At 39.5% G+C, this 15,644-nt stretch carries 14 protein-coding genes; 5 read left to right on the forward strand and 9 right to left on the reverse strand.

Annotated elements, in window-relative coordinates; genetic code table 11:
- The first annotated feature begins 344 nt into the window (after window positions 1-344).
- From qoxA to qoxD, 4 genes are read left to right on the forward strand one after another with little or no spacing between them, the layout of a single operon-like run.
- Window positions 345-1,322, forward strand: a complete 978-nt coding sequence (gene qoxA, locus QF028_RS15750) for a cytochrome aa3 quinol oxidase subunit II (RefSeq protein ID WP_429466785.1) — start codon at window positions 345-347, stop codon at window positions 1,320-1,322.
- Window positions 1,312-3,288, forward strand: a complete 1,977-nt coding sequence (qoxB, locus tag QF028_RS15755; RefSeq protein ID WP_429466787.1) for a cytochrome aa3 quinol oxidase subunit I — start codon at window positions 1,312-1,314, stop codon at window positions 3,286-3,288. The genes qoxA and qoxB overlap by 11 nt, the downstream gene beginning before the upstream one ends.
- Window positions 3,278-3,883, forward strand: coding sequence for a cytochrome aa3 quinol oxidase subunit III (qoxC, locus tag QF028_RS15760; RefSeq protein ID WP_429466789.1), 606 nt, complete (start codon window positions 3,278-3,280; stop codon window positions 3,881-3,883). The genes qoxB and qoxC overlap by 11 nt, the downstream gene beginning before the upstream one ends.
- Entirely contained in the window at window positions 3,884-4,177 is a 294-nt protein-coding gene (qoxD, locus tag QF028_RS15765; RefSeq protein ID WP_335439850.1) for a cytochrome aa3 quinol oxidase subunit IV, read from the forward strand. It begins immediately after the preceding gene.
- A gap of 66 nt (window positions 4,178-4,243) precedes the next feature.
- On the opposite strand, the gene pssA is transcribed toward qoxD, so the two are convergent.
- The 5 genes from pssA to QF028_RS15790 all read right to left on the reverse strand — a co-directional run bounded on the left by pssA (window position 4,244) and on the right by QF028_RS15790 (window position 8,445).
- Window positions 4,244-4,870, reverse strand: coding sequence for a CDP-diacylglycerol--serine O-phosphatidyltransferase (pssA, locus tag QF028_RS15770; RefSeq protein WP_251026664.1), 627 nt, complete (start codon window positions 4,868-4,870; stop codon window positions 4,244-4,246).
- Between the two features lie 94 nt (window positions 4,871-4,964).
- Window positions 4,965-5,366 carry a phosphatase PAP2 family protein gene (locus QF028_RS15775; protein ID WP_429466792.1) on the reverse strand — a complete coding sequence of 134 codons (402 nt, stop codon included), beginning with the start codon at window positions 5,364-5,366 and terminating at the stop codon, window positions 4,965-4,967.
- Window positions 5,367-5,421: 55 nt separating this feature from the next.
- On the reverse strand, window positions 5,422-5,637 hold the full coding sequence (locus QF028_RS15780) for a hypothetical protein (protein WP_429466794.1): 216 nt from the start codon (window positions 5,635-5,637) through the stop codon (window positions 5,422-5,424).
- Between the two features lie 192 nt (window positions 5,638-5,829).
- Window positions 5,830-6,618, reverse strand: a complete 789-nt coding sequence (locus QF028_RS15785) for a TerC family protein (RefSeq protein WP_215001760.1) — start codon at window positions 6,616-6,618, stop codon at window positions 5,830-5,832.
- A gap of 294 nt (window positions 6,619-6,912) precedes the next feature.
- The gene (locus QF028_RS15790) at window positions 6,913-8,445 is read right to left on the reverse strand and encodes a carboxypeptidase M32 (protein ID WP_429466797.1); all 1,533 of its coding nucleotides are present in this window, start codon (window positions 8,443-8,445) and stop codon (window positions 6,913-6,915) included.
- Window positions 8,446-8,716: 271 nt separating this feature from the next.
- Between QF028_RS15790 and QF028_RS15795 the strand changes: the two genes are divergently transcribed.
- On the forward strand, window positions 8,717-10,783 hold the full coding sequence (locus QF028_RS15795; RefSeq protein WP_429466799.1) for a peptidoglycan D,D-transpeptidase FtsI family protein: 2,067 nt from the start codon (window positions 8,717-8,719) through the stop codon (window positions 10,781-10,783).
- 59 nt (window positions 10,784-10,842) lie between these two features.
- Here QF028_RS15795 and QF028_RS15800 read toward each other — a convergent pair whose 3' ends face one another.
- The 4 genes from QF028_RS15800 to QF028_RS15815 form a co-directional block, all read right to left on the reverse strand.
- A complete protein-coding gene (locus QF028_RS15800) occupies window positions 10,843-11,277 on the reverse strand; it encodes a (2Fe-2S)-binding protein (RefSeq protein ID WP_215002067.1) in 435 nt (144 codons plus the stop codon).
- A gap of 60 nt (window positions 11,278-11,337) precedes the next feature.
- On the reverse strand, window positions 11,338-12,171 hold the full coding sequence (locus QF028_RS15805) for an FAD binding domain-containing protein (protein ID WP_410883159.1): 834 nt from the start codon (window positions 12,169-12,171) through the stop codon (window positions 11,338-11,340).
- Window positions 12,171-14,489 carry a xanthine dehydrogenase family protein molybdopterin-binding subunit gene (locus QF028_RS15810; RefSeq protein ID WP_429466800.1) on the reverse strand — a complete coding sequence of 773 codons (2,319 nt, stop codon included), beginning with the start codon at window positions 14,487-14,489 and terminating at the stop codon, window positions 12,171-12,173. The genes QF028_RS15805 and QF028_RS15810 overlap by 1 nt, the downstream gene beginning before the upstream one ends.
- Before the next feature lie 100 nt (window positions 14,490-14,589).
- The gene (locus QF028_RS15815; protein WP_429466801.1) at window positions 14,590-15,603 is read right to left on the reverse strand and encodes an XdhC family protein; all 1,014 of its coding nucleotides are present in this window, start codon (window positions 15,601-15,603) and stop codon (window positions 14,590-14,592) included.
- Between the last annotated feature and the right edge of the window lie 41 nt (window positions 15,604-15,644).

A 15,644-nucleotide genomic window follows, 5' to 3' on the forward strand; every position in this document is an offset into this window, starting at 1 on the left:
CGTATTATCCCACTTTTCAGCTAAAATAGACAATTAAAAGGTTTGTGACAACAAAAGACAAATTAAATTTTAGTATAAAATCAACTTACCTTATTCCCCCTTATAATGGATATTAAATCCTTAACAAATTTGTCACAATTTAATTCAAAAAGCTATATTAACATCACGGCAAAGTTGTTAATATAAGTCTTAGGAAAAAACATAAAGACTAATTAATATTAAATAATAATTAATATAACCATGTTTGTTTCAGTAAAAAATAGAAAGGAAATAGTTTTTCTTGTTTGTGAAAGATTTCACGATTATAATCTTAAAAGTGTACATTATGGAAGGGAGAAATATTCATGTCTAAAAAAAGCTACATAATTCCACTGTTAGCTTTATTACCGATTCTACTTTTAAGCGGCTGTTCGAATATGGTCGTCTTTGATCCAAAAGGACCTGCAGCACGTGATATTCTTGATTTGATTAACTGGTCACTTATTTTTATGCTGCTAGTGGTCGTCGTTGTATTTGGTTTATTTGGATATATCATATGGAAATATCGTGCGAAACCTGAAAATGCAGATTACGAACCGCCTGAAGAACACGGCAGTACAAAATTAGAGATTATTTGGACTGTCATTCCTATTCTGATTGTCATTGCTTTAACGATTCCTACTGTTAAAACAATCTATAAATTAGAGAAAGTACCTGCCGGGTATGAAAATAAAAAACCTATTACCATTAATGTAACATCAGCTGATTGGAAGTGGATTTTTAGCTATCCGGAACAAGGGATCGAGACAGTGAACTATGTGAATATTCCAGCTGGCACTCCGGTACAGTTTAAATTAACCTCTGCTGGTACAATGCAATCCTTCTGGGTTCCTGCTTTAGGTGGTCAAAAGTATACCATGAACAAGATGGAAACAGAGTTGTATCTCACTGCAGACAAACCTGGAGAATTTCTAGGTAGAAATACAAACTTTAACGGCAAGGGATATGCTGATATGGAATTTACAGTTGAAGCGAAATCCCCGCAGGCCTTTGAAAAATGGGTAAAGGAAGTCAAAGATACTGCACCAAAGTTAACAGAAAAGAAATACTATCAACTTCTTAAGCCTACACACTTGGGTCGTGAAACATTCCTTGGAACTCATCTAGCCTGGGTAAACCATGCTGATATGAATTCTAAAACTTATACAAATCCTGAATTGTACGAAGTACATGGCGTAAAAGGAAAGATTTTTAAAGAGAAAGAAACAAATGGTCATTCTATGGACATGGAAGGTATGGACATGGGCGAAAAATCAGATGGAGGTGAGCACAATGGGCATTAATTGGCATGACTTTTTTATCGTCGGCAACCCATTAATACTAGGTTCTCAGATTGCTATTCTATTAACAATGATAGGAATAGTAGCAGGGGTTACCTATTTAAAGAAATGGAAATGGCTGTGGAGAGAATGGTTGACAACGGTTGATCATAAACGGATTGGGATTATGTACATCCTTTCTGGTGTGCTGATGTTTTTCCGGGGAGGCGTAGATGGTCTTTTAATGAAGGCTCAAACCTCTCGTCCAGAGATGAAATTTTTAGATGCGCAGCATTACAATGAAATTTTTACAACACATGGTGTTATCATGATTTTGTTTGCAGCGATGCCATTATTAATTGGTTTAATGAACGTGGTGATCCCGTTGCAAATAGGTGCCCGTGACGTGGCATTCCCTCAACTTAACGCGTTAAGCTTCTGGTTGTTCTTTAGTGGTGCGATGTTGTTTAATATTTCATTTGTTATTGGTGGTTCACCAGATGCCGGATGGACTGCTTACTTCCCTCTTGCAGGGAAAGAATTTACTCCTGGAATCGGGAATAACTATTACGCTATTGCCCTGCAAATTGCCGGGATTGGTACCCTAATGACGGGAATTAATTTTATTGTCACTATTTTAAAAATGAGAACAAAAGGCATGACACTAATGAAAATGCCAATGTTTACTTGGACTTCATTCATTGCATCGGTTATTATTGTAGCTTCATTTCCAATTTTCACTGTTGCACTTGCATTGATGACCTTTGACCGGATCTTTGGAACGCACTTTTTCACCTTAAGTGGTGGCGGTATGGATATGATGTGGGCAAACTTATTCTGGTTATGGGGTCACCCTGAAGTATATATTGTTGTCCTTCCCGCATTTGGGATGTTCTCTGAGGTTATTTCAACCTTTTCTAGAAAAATGCTGTTTGGATATAAATCAATGGTATTCTCCATTGTTGGCATTGCGTTATTAAGTATGCTTGTTTGGGTTCACCACTTCTTTACTATGGGTGCCGGACCAGGAGTTAACTCTGTTTTCTCCATTACGACGATGATGATTGCCATTCCAACGGGTGTCAAAATGTTTAACTGGTTATTCACGATGAGAAAAGGTCGAATCGAGTTTACAACGGCGATGCTGTGGGCGCTTGCGTTCATTCCTTGCTTTATCATCGGCGGTGTAACAGGGGTAATGCTCGCCATGGGTGCTGCAGATTATCAATACCACAATACCCTATTCCTTGTCGCTCACTTCCACTATGTGTTAATTCCTGGTGTTGTGTTTGCGGTGTTTGCCGGGTTATATTATTGGTGGCCAAAAATGTTCGGCCATATGCTAAATGAAAAAATCGGTAAAATTCATTTCTGGTTCTTTACAATTGGATTTAACTTAACGTTTATGCCGATGTTCTTCCTAGGCTTAGACGGTGCTGTCCGCCGTTCATACACGTATTCAGCTGAATCAGGCTATGCACCATTATTCATGTTATCTACCATTGGTGCAGTGATTTTAGCTATCGGCTTTGGTGCTCTTTGCTATAACATTTATTGGAGTGCACGCTATGCGGACCGTAATATTTCAAATGACCCTTGGAATGCAAGAACCTTAGAATGGGCTACTGCTTCACCGCCTCCATTCTATAATTTTGCAAAACTACCAGAAGTGAAATCTGTTGATACCTTTTGGTATATGAAAAAGAATAACGAAGGATTGACCCTGAAAGACGACGAAATTAAAGAAATCCATATGCCAAGTAATTCCGGCTTGCCAATCTATATGGGAGTGATCTTTGGAATCGCAGGATTCTTCCTTGTCTTTGAATGGAAAATTGCGGCTCTTGTAGCCTCTGTTGGAATAATTATTGGATTAATCATTCGTTCGTTCGATTATAACGATGGCTTCCATGTTACTGTTGACGAAATAAAGGAAACGGAAAAAGCGTGGCGTAACGTCGATAAAAGGGGGAACAGCCATGTCAGCTAATGTAAATACAGCTTTACCACTCGAATATCAAACAGAACAGAACCGGATGAATATTCTAGGATTCTGGATTTTCTTAGGAGCTGAGATTGTCCTCTTTGGAACTCTCTTTGCCGTCTTTTCTGTACTCAATGCACGGTATGCTGGTGGTCCTACACCAAAAGACCTTTTTGAAATAAAAGATGTGATGATTGAAACCATACTGCTATTAACAAGTAGTTTTACTTGCGGTCTTGCGATCTATGAGATGCGTCGCCATAACCGTAATGGTCTATTATTATGGTTTATTATTACCCTTCTACTTGGTGCTGGCTTCGTGTTCATGGAGATTACGGAATTCATCCATTATGTCCACGAAGGTGCAACGATGCAAACTAGTGCTTTTCTATCTAGCTTCTTTGTATTACTTGGGACACATGGACTGCACGTAAGCATGGGGATTGGCTGGGCAATTATGGTGATTATCCAAATTTTAAAAAGAGGGTTAACACCTGTTACTGCCCGTAAAACATTTATTATCGGTCTATATTGGCACTTTTTAGATCTTGTATGGATTTTTATTTTCACATTTGTGTATTTAGCAAGGATGGTGGCATAAATGGCTAAAAATACAAAAGGGTTTCCGCTTACGCACGTGTTAGGTTTTATCATGTCATTAGTGCTAACCTTTGCTGCACTTGGTGTGGCACTGAAAACCAATCTTCCTTTTAAAACAATACTCTGGATTATAGGTTCCTTAGCTGTAATCCAGGCTTCTCTTCAACTTTATATGTTCATGCATATGAATGAAGGTGAAGACGGAAAATCCCAGATCATCAACGTCATCTACGGCTTCTTCATTGCCTTCGTAACCGTTGCTGGATCCATTTGGGTCATGTCGTTTGGAATGTAAGTAAGGAAATATAAATAGGGTGTCAGGCACCATGTGAAAATTTCACATGGTGCCTGACACCCTTCTTTATTTTGGACTATTTTTTCTTTTGTTCCGAACTAATTGGTAGCCGATAAAAGCTATATAAAGCGGTATTGCTACGTATATGAAGTACGGAAAGCGATGCTGTTCTTTTTTAAAGACAAGGTATATGGCGTATCCCAAAAATAGTGTGACGATAATTCCGTATTTTGGCAGCGGGATATCCTTTAGGCTAGGAATTTTAATGGTACTAACCATCAAGTAGCACAGAATAAAAAAGGCAAAAGGAAGGATAATCGCTGGCATTTTCCCGTGGAACAAGGTAAGAAGTGTTAACAATCCCCCTGCGGCCGTTATTGGGACACCAGTAAAATACTTATTGGATGATTTGACTGCATTAATATTAAACCGTGCTAACCGATAGGCACCGAATAAAGGAAATAGGCCAGAAATGGCCATACCAGCTACCCCAAACTCTGAGAAATACGAATAATATGCCATCATTGCTGGTGCCACCCCAAAGGTTACCACATCTGCTAAGGAGTCCAATTCTTTCCCCAATTCACTATCCACCCGTAACATTCTTGCAATTCGGCCATCCATACTATCGAGCATCATCCCTATCAAAATTAAAATAGCTGCGTTTTTGTAATCCCCTTGCGCAGAATACATAATTGATAAAAATCCAAAAAATAAATTAGAAATCGTAAATAAATTAGGAATACTGTTTCTGATGATATGTATCACTCCATACTAATTAAGATAATCATGCAATACCCTTTTCTCGTTGTTTCTTCTTATTATAACGTTTCTCTTGGTAATATTGAAAAAACAAAATCGCCGTTGTAATCCAGAACCCACTTGCAAAATAGCCGCCGATTATATCGCTTGGATAATGGACACCTAAATAGATTCGGCTGATTCCGATTGCTAAAATCATTATAATGCTTACGGAGATTAACACACCTCTGCCAAACCTGCTTGGAATATGACGCCATAATAAAAACGAAAGAATACCATAAACCGTAAAAGCATTCATCGCATGTCCACTTGGAAAACTATAGCCTTCAATATCAATTAAACGATGGAAATCAGGACGGACTCTTTGAAAAAACTGTTTTAAGATACCATTTAATATCGCCGATCCCGTGATTGCCGCAGCAAACAATATTAATTCCAAGCGATGATGAAGTACTTTATAGAGAAAAAGTAACAGAAAAAGACTAAGAACTATGACAAAAGGGGGCAGAACCAATAAACGTAAAAAATTTCATCACATTTGTAAGAACCAATGTTTCAGACCCTTGGACCATATCAATTACTGTACGGTCAAAATAGATGATTTTCTGATCACTTATCAATAAGGATATCAAACTAAATCCAATTATGGAAACAGCACTAATGCAAAAGGCAATAACAAGATACGTTTTTAAATTCATCAACTCAAACCTCTCAGGCAAATTGGAATTGTGATTGTACGATAATAATGTGCTCTTAGTTTAAGCCTTTACTGTCTATACTATCACTGAGACTTTGAAAAGTATCTCAAAAATGTATGTTCTTAGTTAGGAATAATAATAAAAGGCAGAACTTTTTAGTCTGCCTTTTATTAGGCTAAAATGAATTAATAATTATAAAGTCTCTGGTTCTTTTCTTACTGGTTCTGTGCTGTTGTCTTTTGAGAAAAACCAGCCTGCGGCAGCAATACCTACCAAAACAACATAAAAGGTTACTTTCCATCCCATTGAATGCGCAAATTCCTCACTTAAAATAGCCAATGCTGGATGTGATAAGGTGTAAACTGCAAGTTTCACACCAACCCAGCCAACAATCGTAAAGGCTGCAATCTCTAGACCCGGACGTTTTTCTAAAAGTTTTACAAACTGATTTGCTGCAAACCTCATAATAATTAGACCAATAATCCCGCCGGCGAAAATAACTAAGAATTTACCACCATCCAGACCGCCGATATTAGGCAGTGGAGTGTCTGGTAAAGCAACCGCCATCGCGACAGCAGCAAGAATCGAATCAACCGCAAAAGCAATGTCAGCCACTTCGACTTTTAATACAGTCATCCAAAAGCTGCTTTTTTTTGATCCTTCCTTCTCCTCTTTATCCTCTGCTGCCTTCCCTTTGATTACCTTACGGAATATATGATTTCCAGCCATAAACAGTAAATAAAGAGCCCCAATTGCTTGAACCTGCCATACATCAACAAGAAATGAAATCACGAACAAGGAAGCAAAGCGGAACACAAAGGCTCCGGCTAAGCCATAAAATAAGGCCTTCTTACGTTTTTCCTCAGGTAATTGCTTAACCATAATTGCGAGTACTAAAGCGTTGTCTGCAGCTAACAGACCTTCTAATGCCACCAAGATCATTAACACCCAGCCGTATTCGAGTAACAGAGTTAAGTCCATGAATGTTTCCTCCTCAAAAGTTTGTTTTTTTAATATACTCCCCTACGCCATAAAAATAGGCCTTTACTGGATACAGTAAAGGCCTAAAAAAACACAAAAAGACCTTTACAGTAAAGTAAAGGTCTTGCTAACAACGCAAATGTTGCCAATAAAGCCGGAGAATTGAATTCTCGGAATGACGACTTTATTGTAGCAGCTACTCCCCTTTAAAAAGGAAATATTTAATTACTCATACTATAATATAATTCAAGTTTATTGTCAATGTGAGTTTACATGTTTAATAAACTTAAATAGTTACAATTCGTAAACCTCTGCATATTTTTTCTCAAGGTATTCGACAAGGTATTCGGCGTTTAATTCCTCACCCGTTACCCTTACAATCAATTCATTTGGGGTGTAAAGCTTACCGTACTGATGAATATTTTCTTTTAACCAATCTTGAATCAGGTCAAATCTCCCGTTTTCGATATGGCTGTAAAAATCAGGAAGGTCTTTTTGAATCGTACGCAGAATTTGAGCTGCATAGAGATTTCCTAATGAATAGGACGGAAAATAACCAATACCGCCAAATGACCAATGAACATCTTGGAGTACGCCTTCTGAGTCAGTACTTGGTGTTACACCAAGGTAATCCTGCATTTTCTGGTTCCAGACTGTCGGAAGGTCTTTCGCTTCGATCTCTCCGCTTATTAATGCCTTTTCGATTTCATAACGAAGCATAATATGCAAATTATACGTTAACTCATCCGCTTCTACACGGATAAATGAGGGTTTCACCGTATTAACCGCCCAATAAAATTCATCCACAGAAATAGTTTCGAGCTGTTTCGGAAAATACTCCTGCAGTTTAGGGTAAAAGTATGTCCAGAAAGCCTTGCTGCGGCCGACCATATTTTCTAAAAACCTCGATTGCGATTCATGGATTCCGAAAGATGCTCCGCTTTGGAGAACTGATTCCTCATAATCAGGGTTGATATGCTGTTCATAGATTCCATGACCCGCTTCATGTATTGTACCGAATAGTGCGGACCGGACGTTTCTTTCTAAATAACGAGTGGTTAACCGTACATCTCCAGTATTAACGGTTTGGGCAAACGGATGGACTGTTTCATCCAACCTGCCGGCCTCCAGGTCAAAACCAATGATAGGCAAGATAAAGCGATTAAATTCTTTTTGTTTTTCAATTGCAAACGATTGATCAAAAATTTCCGCCTGTGTCCGGTTTCCATTTTGTTGAATACGTTCTAATAGTTTAACACTAGAATCTCTTAACTTGGCAAATAGCGGGTCCAGTCTCTTAACCGTTAATCCCGGTTCAAATTCATCCAGGAGCGCATCGTATGGGTGGTCAACATATCCATATATTTCAGCAAATTTCCGTTTGTACTCAACGATTTTTTCTAAATAGGGCAGGAAGCAGGCAAAATCATTGTTTTCCCTAGCCTCTTCCCAGGCATCATTTGCCTGTGCTGTTAGAATGCTATATTCCTGAAAAAGGTCAGCAGGAATGCTCTTCGATTTTTGGTAGTACGCTCTATATTCTCTAACTTTTGCTTTTGTTACTTCATCTAATAAATCAAAGTTGTCAGGAAGAGTTAGTTCAGCTAGCAAGTCGCCCATTTCCTGAGAGACAGAGAGTTTAAAAATTTCCGTCCTTAGTGTGCCAGTTGCCTTGGCAAAGATACTTCTCCCTTTTTTCGGTGCCATGACCTTTTGATCCCAATCAGCCAAACCGATGATACTTGAAAAATGTGTGATTTTTTCATCCAAACCCTTAAATTGAGCTATTGCCCTTTGTACAGCTGGATCGATCACTTTCTGTTCCATAATATACAGACCTCCTAATCAATCTTTTTTTCTGTTTCTAAAGATGTTCGTTCAAGAAAACAACCACATCCCAATTTATTATAAATTAAAATTTCAAATATGGGAAAAAATTAGAAATTTTTTTATAGACAAAAAATTCATAGAAACATAAATACTGTCGATAAATGATCCCATCACTTAAAGAATTTGAACAATTTTCATACCACTATTTACAAATGGGCAGGATATATATGTAAACATTTTTGTTCTGTAAAAAGGATGTGCAGGCAATTTGGATAAACAGAAAAAGAAGAAGTCACACTTCCCCTTTCGTTTAAATATCATTTTTTTTAGTGTTTTTTTACTATTTTCTGTTTTAATCCTCCGGCTTGGCTTTGTGCAAATCGTGTATGGCGAAAATTTTAAAAGAGATTTAGAAAGAAAAGAAGATGTAACGGTCAGTAATCCTGTCCCAAGAGGAAAAATATTTGATCGAGATTACAGAATCATCGTTGATAATGTCCCAAAGAATGCGATCAGTTACACGAACGAGGGATTTAGCCAACCACAAATGCTTGAAACGGCTGAAAAATTAGCAAAACTAATCAATAAAAAAAAAGACAAGGTATCCGAAAGGGATAAACTTGATTTCTGGATTATGAATAATCCTGAGCGTGCTAATGCCAAAATCACAAAAAATGAAATGGAATTATTTTATGCCAAAAAATTAACAGACAGGGATATTTATCAATTAAAATTAGAGCGCATAACACCTGAAGAATTAAAGGAAATAGATAAGAATAGACTTGAGGTACTTGCACTTTTTAAAGAGTTCAATAGTGGATACAAATTTACAACACAAATTATTAAAAATGAAGGAGTTACCGCTAAAGAATTGGCCGTCGTGGGCGAAAATCTTCAATCCCTTCCAGGGGTGGATACTACTACCGACTGGGAGAGGTGCTATGCTTTTGACGGAACCTTAAAGTCTGTGTTAGGAAAAGTCACCAAATCAGATGAAGGGCTGCCAGCTGAACAATTGGAATACTTCTTGGCTCGGGATTACAGCCGTAATGATCGTGTTGGCAAAAGCCAACTTGAATGGCAGTATGAAGATGTTCTTCACGGCTATAAATCAAAATTAAAAAATGTTACTGATAAAACAGGCAATATAATTGAAAATCATCCCGTATCAAAGGGAAAAAAGGGAAAAGACCTTGTCTTAAGCATTGATATGGATTTGCAAATGAAAGTTGATCGGATCATAGAGGAGGAGCTTTGGGCAGCTAAAAGATATCCTGGTACTTTCTTAACTGACCGTGCCTATGTTGTCTTAATGAACCCAAAAACAGGTGAAGTTTTAGCCATGTCAGGTAAAAAAATAGTCAGGAACAAACAAACTGGCAGCGTTGAAATGGAAGATGATGCCCTCGGGACCTTTACCACCACGTATAACGTGGGTTCGACTGTCAAGGGTGCCACGATTTTGACTGGTTATAAAACAGGTGCGATTGGCCCCGGGACTGTTTTTGATGATAAAGGTTTAAAAATTCAAGCTACTCCTCTAAAAAAATCGTATGCCTACTTAGGTAAATTAAACGAAATTAATGCCCTAAAATTATCTTCCAACGTTTATATGTTTCATACGGCTATTAGAATTGGAAAAGGGCATTATGAATATGATAAACCCTTAAATATTAGCGCGAAGGCTTTTGACACGATTAGAAACTCATTTGCTTCGTTTGGTCTTGGATCAAGAACTGGAATTGATTTACCAAATGAACAAACTGGATTTAAAGGTCAGAGCCACCTGCCTGGATATTTGCTTGACCTTGTGATTGGACAATATGATACCTATTCCGCCATGCAGTTGGCACAATATGTTTCAACAATTGCGAATGGTGGATATCGAATGCAGCCCCATGTGGTCAAACAAATGCTCGAACCACAGGAAGGGAAAGATGAACTAGGTCCTGTTATACAAGAAATCTCTCCAACCGTCCTTAACACGATTGATGTGAAACCAGATTGGATGTACCGTGTCCGATTAGGTTTTAAAAAGGTCATGCAAGAACGTGGCGGTACGGCCTATAAGTATTTCAGCACTGCACCCTACTCACCTGCTGGTAAAACAGGTACAGCTGAAGCCTTTTATGACGGACCGGAGCGATATAGGTTTGGTAAGGAACCTCCTCCAGTAATGAACCTAAGCCTGATTAGCTACGCCCCTAGTTCGAATCCAGAAATCGCCATGGCCGTTATTGTTCCATGGGCATATCAGGGAAAAAAAGACAACCGAGCAAACCTGAAAATTGGCCGCCGTGTACTGGACACCTATTTTGAAATGAAAAAAAAATAAATCATGGTCGAGGGTGCCATAAAATGGCATCCTTTTTCGTTAGATTGTTCCCCTTTTTGTCACTTCTTCTTGAGCACTGATTTCAATGCCCTTTCAATTTCAGCATAGCCGGTACATCTGCAGATATTCGACTCCAGCCATTCTTTAATCATTTGATCATCTGCTTCTGGATGCTTTAGTATTAACGAATGGCAATTCATAATAAAGCCGGGGGTGCAGTAACCGCATTGAAAAGCAAAGTTTTCCACAAAAGCACGCTGGATGGGTGTATTCTCCAACCCCTCAATAGTTGTTACTTTTTTTCCCACCGCTTCAACAGCAAGCATTAAACAGGACTTCATCGGCCAACCTTCTACATTAACTGTACATGCGCCGCAATCTCCGTTTAAACAGCCCGGTTTTGCACCTGTCAAACCAAGTTTATCCCGGATCGCATATAAAAGTGTATCGGCAGACCGAACGGTTACACTTCGATTTTCTCCATTTATATTCATCGTAATTATGTGAGATTTCAAGTTACTCTCCCCTCCTTTTTTTATTTTATGAATCTGACTTCAAGTTCCATCCAAAACTGCTAACACATCCATCAATAGATTCCGCAAAACAAATAGCCTATATTTTGCTGACCCTTCTACATCATCTAAAATAGGCTTTGGTAACTTGGAAAGCCCCTCATCAATCCTTGAAACTACTGGCAGATCTCTTTTATTTAACGAAGCTTCAAGTTCCTTTGACCGAAATGGAAAAGGGCAAAAGCCACTGATTGCGACACGTACTTCCTGACCTATTTTTAATGCCGCTACCGTGATCAAAGGGTAGCCCGTATCCCACTGCTGACGACGCTTGAAACTAAAGAACGGTGCTTTGATAAACCGTGTTTCTGTTACTAATTGAACGAGAAATTCCCCTTTTTTCAGTTGAAGCTTTTCTAAAAATATCTCATTGATTGGCACCATCTTTTTTCCTTCTGGACCGACAATTAAAACTTGGCTATCAGAAAGTAAAAATGGCAAAACAGCTTCCCGGTAAAAAATTCGAGCACAGATATTCCCGCCTAAAGAAATCTTCCCTCGAGCCGTATGATCAGCGACTTGACTGGCAGTTTTCGTTAATAATGGGAAAAGATTTGCTTCTTCTATTTTTGTAAGTGAGAGGGTACTGCCAAGCAGCAAATGCTCACCACTTTCCTGCATTGCATTACATTCGGGGATATCCTTGATATCAATAACAGCTTCGGTATAGGCTAAATCTATTCTTCCAAGTGTAATTAATTCGGTTCCTCCCGAAAAGAACATCGGCTGCTTGCCCTGCTGATCTAAATAGTGATGTAAATCGGCTGCTTCTTTCAATGTGGCCGGCTTATAATAATCAAAATCAAAGGGAAGCATTATTTTTGCGCCTCCTTTGCTTTCCAAATCAACTCTGGAATGAGCGGCAAATGGTGGAGCGAAACTCCTGCCGCTGTCGACAAAGCATTCCCGAGTGCAGCAGGCATGCCCATAAGACCATGCTCTCCAACGCCACGGGCCCCATAGGGACCATCCAGCAGCGGCGTTTCCACAAATTCTACTAAATATTCTGGATTCTCTCCGTAGCGAAGTGGTCGATACGTTCGAAGTTGGGGATTCAGAACCCTGCCAAGTTCGTCAAAATAAAATGTTTCTCGCCCTGCAAAGGCTAAGCCCATGCTCATGGCACCCATAACCTGACCCAAAGCAGCTTTTTCATTTAAGACTCTGCCAATATCAACAACAGTACAAGCCTTCAGAAGTCGATAGGTAAGATCCCTTTTATCCAACTCGATTTCCACTCCATAAGCTGCTACCGTCCATTCGGGCCCAGGTTTTCCAGCGCCAGTCTCAGGATCCAAATGGGTTTGATGACGTAATATATAATTGCCCCTGCCAATGATTTGTCCTCCAATTGAATTACCATTTGGATATTGATAACCATAACAAATGTCTTTAAAAGGGACTCCGATTAATGGGTCATCCCGTAAAAAGACTCGACTATTTGCTACTTCAAGATCTTCTATTGGTGCCCTTAAGACCGTTGAAGCGATATCTTTCAATTGCATAATGATATCCTCGGCTGCCTCCAATAGTGCTCTCCCCGCCATAAATGTTCCCCTGCTTGCGACTGTTTTCCAATGCTCTGGTGTTGTTTGAGTATCTACTTCCATACGTACATAAATTTTATCAACATCCATTTTCAGTCTTTCAGCAAGCATTTGAGCAAGGACTGTCTTCGTCCCTGTTCCAATTTCAATCACACCAGATAGCAAATTAATACTACCGTCACGATTAAACGTTAGAATGACCCCCGATGGTGCGTTTGGATCAATGGTCGATGTTTTCCAGCTGCAGCTAACTCCTTTTACCCTGATCATCCGTTCACTTATTTCTTTGATTGGACCTTCGTCCCATTTCATTAAATCTCTAACTCTCTCAATACATTTTGATAAGTTACCTACATTACTTTTATTTAAGCGGACCCTTGTAGGGGTGGTATTCCCCGGTTTTATGGCATTAATTTTGCGTAGTTCCAGCGGGTCTAGCTTTAATTTTTGCGCCAGTAAATCCACTGTCCGCTCAATGGCAAAGGAAAGTTCCGAATGACTAAATCCTCTAAATGGGGCTGCATAGGGGTGGTTCGTGTACATGCAGTACGAATCGCACCAGACATTTTCAATATTATAGGGACCAGTGCAATCGACTGCACCTGCTCTTGTTAGATCAATTGCTTTATCAGAATAGGCCCCGCCATCCCATAAAAAGCGAATTTCTGCTGCTTTAATTTTGCCACTACTGTCTGCTCCAAGTTTAACTTTTGCATCTAAACCTATGTGACAGGGAGAGGTTAATATATCTTCTTCTCTCGTATTCAATATCTCTACTGGTTTTCCGCCAACTGCTTTTGAAGCTAGATAGGCCAAAACTTCAAGCTGTACGGCTGCCTTCCCGCCATAGGCTCCACCTACGAGCGGAGTACGGACAATAATTTTCCCCATATCCTCACCAAAGTAATCAGCGATAAGCCTTTTGGTCATAAAAGGTGCTTGAGATGAAGTGGTAATAATGATAGTCCCCTCAGGTAATATCTCAGCAGACGCACATCTAGTTTCCATTGCGACATGATCAGAAGGGGAAAAGGAAAAACTTGCTTCCACTACAGTTTCACTTTCGCTCCAGCCCTTTTCCCTATTGCCCTTGCGGATTTTTATATGGGTAGCAATATTGGTGTCAGGCACCGGGTGAGAATCTTCTTCTTTTTTATAATCACCTAATCGTTCATGGACTAATGGTGCCCCTTTTTCAAATGCTTGTGACGGTGAATTAACCACCGGCAGCAATTCATATTGGACCTTAATAAGATCAGCAGCCATTTTAGCCTGCGCAGGTGAATCGGCAACAACAAGCGCAACCGTTTCCCCATGATAACGAACCTTGTCAACTGCGATTGGCGGTCGATCTCGGATTGCTTCCCCTGTTAATGGGTAGTGCTTCCCAGCGAGGATTGCCCTTACCCCGGGAATCTTTGAAGCCTCCGTTGTGTCTATTTTCACAATTTTGGCATGCCCATAAGGACTAATGACCATTTTGCCAGACAGCATCGGAATCGTATGATAGTCATGAGTATATTTCGCCCTTCCAGACACCTTATCAAACGCCTCTTTGCGAATGACACTTTTCCCAATAACCTCCAAATCCTGGCCTCCCCCCATGTATAGGTGGATTTTATACTGAGTAAATCCAACTTATAACTGCCTATAACACTGTTATTACCTACTGAAGAACAATCTCCGCTTACTCGGGAATGGTCCACAGAAGTTGCACTCTTTCATGGACTGGCTTTCTCCACACCTCAATCAATTGAGCAACGATACTAACAGCGATTTCCTCAGGACCCTTTGCTCCAATATTCTTACCCATAGGTGAATAAATCCAGGTTGGGACATGTTCATATTTAAGCAGCCTTTTGGCTCTTTCCCGCGGCCCTAGTACACCTAAGTACTTTATATGCTCCTTGCGTACCACCTCTAATATTTCTTGATCCCTCTCAAAATGATGTGTCATGATGACCAAAAAATCATAGGGAGAGAAGGAAATTTGCTTCAAAAGCTTTTTAGGAAAGCCCAAAAGGAGCTGCTCAGCTTTGGGAAAATATTTTCTTTGACAAAACTCTTCCCGCCAATCACATACCGTTACTGAAAATCCTGTTTCCACTGCCAGGTGAACAAGCAGTTTTGCGTCTGGTCCTGCCCCGAAGACTATGAGCCTTGGCTTAGGTTGATACGTATGTTGATAAATGGAATCAGTTCCAGGTATGATTCCACTTTTAGATGTAAAGGAAATTTTAGGAATATCCCCTGACCAATTGCCAAACGGATCCCCTTCCTCCTCAATAAACAGATACTCCCCTAATTCATCGAGCTTTTTTAACACGATTACAGGTTTACAGTTATCTAGGGATCTTTTTACAACAAAGAGATCCTCTGTTAATTTTTCAGAGACTGGCTCTAGTAAAATATCAATTGTTCCATTGCAGCCATTCCCTTGACCCCAACTCATATCGTCTTCATCTGCCAAATTATAATGGAACATTTTTGCTTCTTGCTTGATGAAAACCTCTTGAGCTTTAATGGTCAAATCTGTTTCCAAGCAACCTGCAGTTAACATGCCAAATTGCTTCCCATCTTCACAAAAAAGCATGGAAGAACCTTCTCTTTTATATGCTGATCCTTGAACACGAACAATGGTTGCTAATACCTTTTGGCCTGGTTGATCAATGACTTCTAAAATCGGATAAATATCATCCATAAGACTCCTCCACTTCATACTCAAAAATCCCTATCTTATTT

Origin of the sequence: Neobacillus sp. B4I6 (genome assembly GCF_050434045.1) — a bacterium.
Taxonomy (GTDB): Bacteria; Bacillota; Bacilli; order Bacillales; family Cytobacillaceae; genus Neobacillus.

What these genes read in the sequence shown, in the direction of transcription:
- QF028_RS15800 (WP_215002067.1), bottom strand. Translation starts at nt 11,277, where the DNA reads ATGAATATAAATGGAGAAAATCGAAGTGTAACCGTTCGGTCTGCCGAT.
- QF028_RS15815 (WP_429466801.1), bottom strand. Translation starts at nt 15,603, where the DNA reads ATGGATGATATTTATCCGATTTTAGAAGTCATTGATCAACCAGGCCAA.
- QF028_RS15805 (WP_410883159.1), bottom strand. Translation starts at nt 12,171, where the DNA reads ATGCTTCCCTTTGATTTTGATTATTATAAGCCGGCCACATTGAAAGAA.
- qoxC (WP_429466789.1), top strand. Translation starts at nt 3,278, where the DNA reads ATGTCAGCTAATGTAAATACAGCTTTACCACTCGAATATCAAACAGAA.
- QF028_RS15780 (WP_429466794.1), bottom strand. Translation starts at nt 5,637, where the DNA reads ATGAATTTAAAAACGTATCTTGTTATTGCCTTTTGCATTAGTGCTGTT.
- pssA (WP_251026664.1), bottom strand. Translation starts at nt 4,870, where the DNA reads ATGTATTCTGCGCAAGGGGATTACAAAAACGCAGCTATTTTAATTTTG.
- QF028_RS15785 (WP_215001760.1), bottom strand. Translation starts at nt 6,618, where the DNA reads ATGGACTTAACTCTGTTACTCGAATACGGCTGGGTGTTAATGATCTTG.
- qoxB (WP_429466787.1), top strand. Translation starts at nt 1,312, where the DNA reads ATGGGCATTAATTGGCATGACTTTTTTATCGTCGGCAACCCATTAATA.
- qoxA (WP_429466785.1), top strand. Translation starts at nt 345, where the DNA reads ATGTCTAAAAAAAGCTACATAATTCCACTGTTAGCTTTATTACCGATT.
- QF028_RS15790 (WP_429466797.1), bottom strand. Translation starts at nt 8,445, where the DNA reads ATGGAACAGAAAGTGATCGATCCAGCTGTACAAAGGGCAATAGCTCAA.
- qoxD (WP_335439850.1), top strand. Translation starts at nt 3,884, where the DNA reads ATGGCTAAAAATACAAAAGGGTTTCCGCTTACGCACGTGTTAGGTTTT.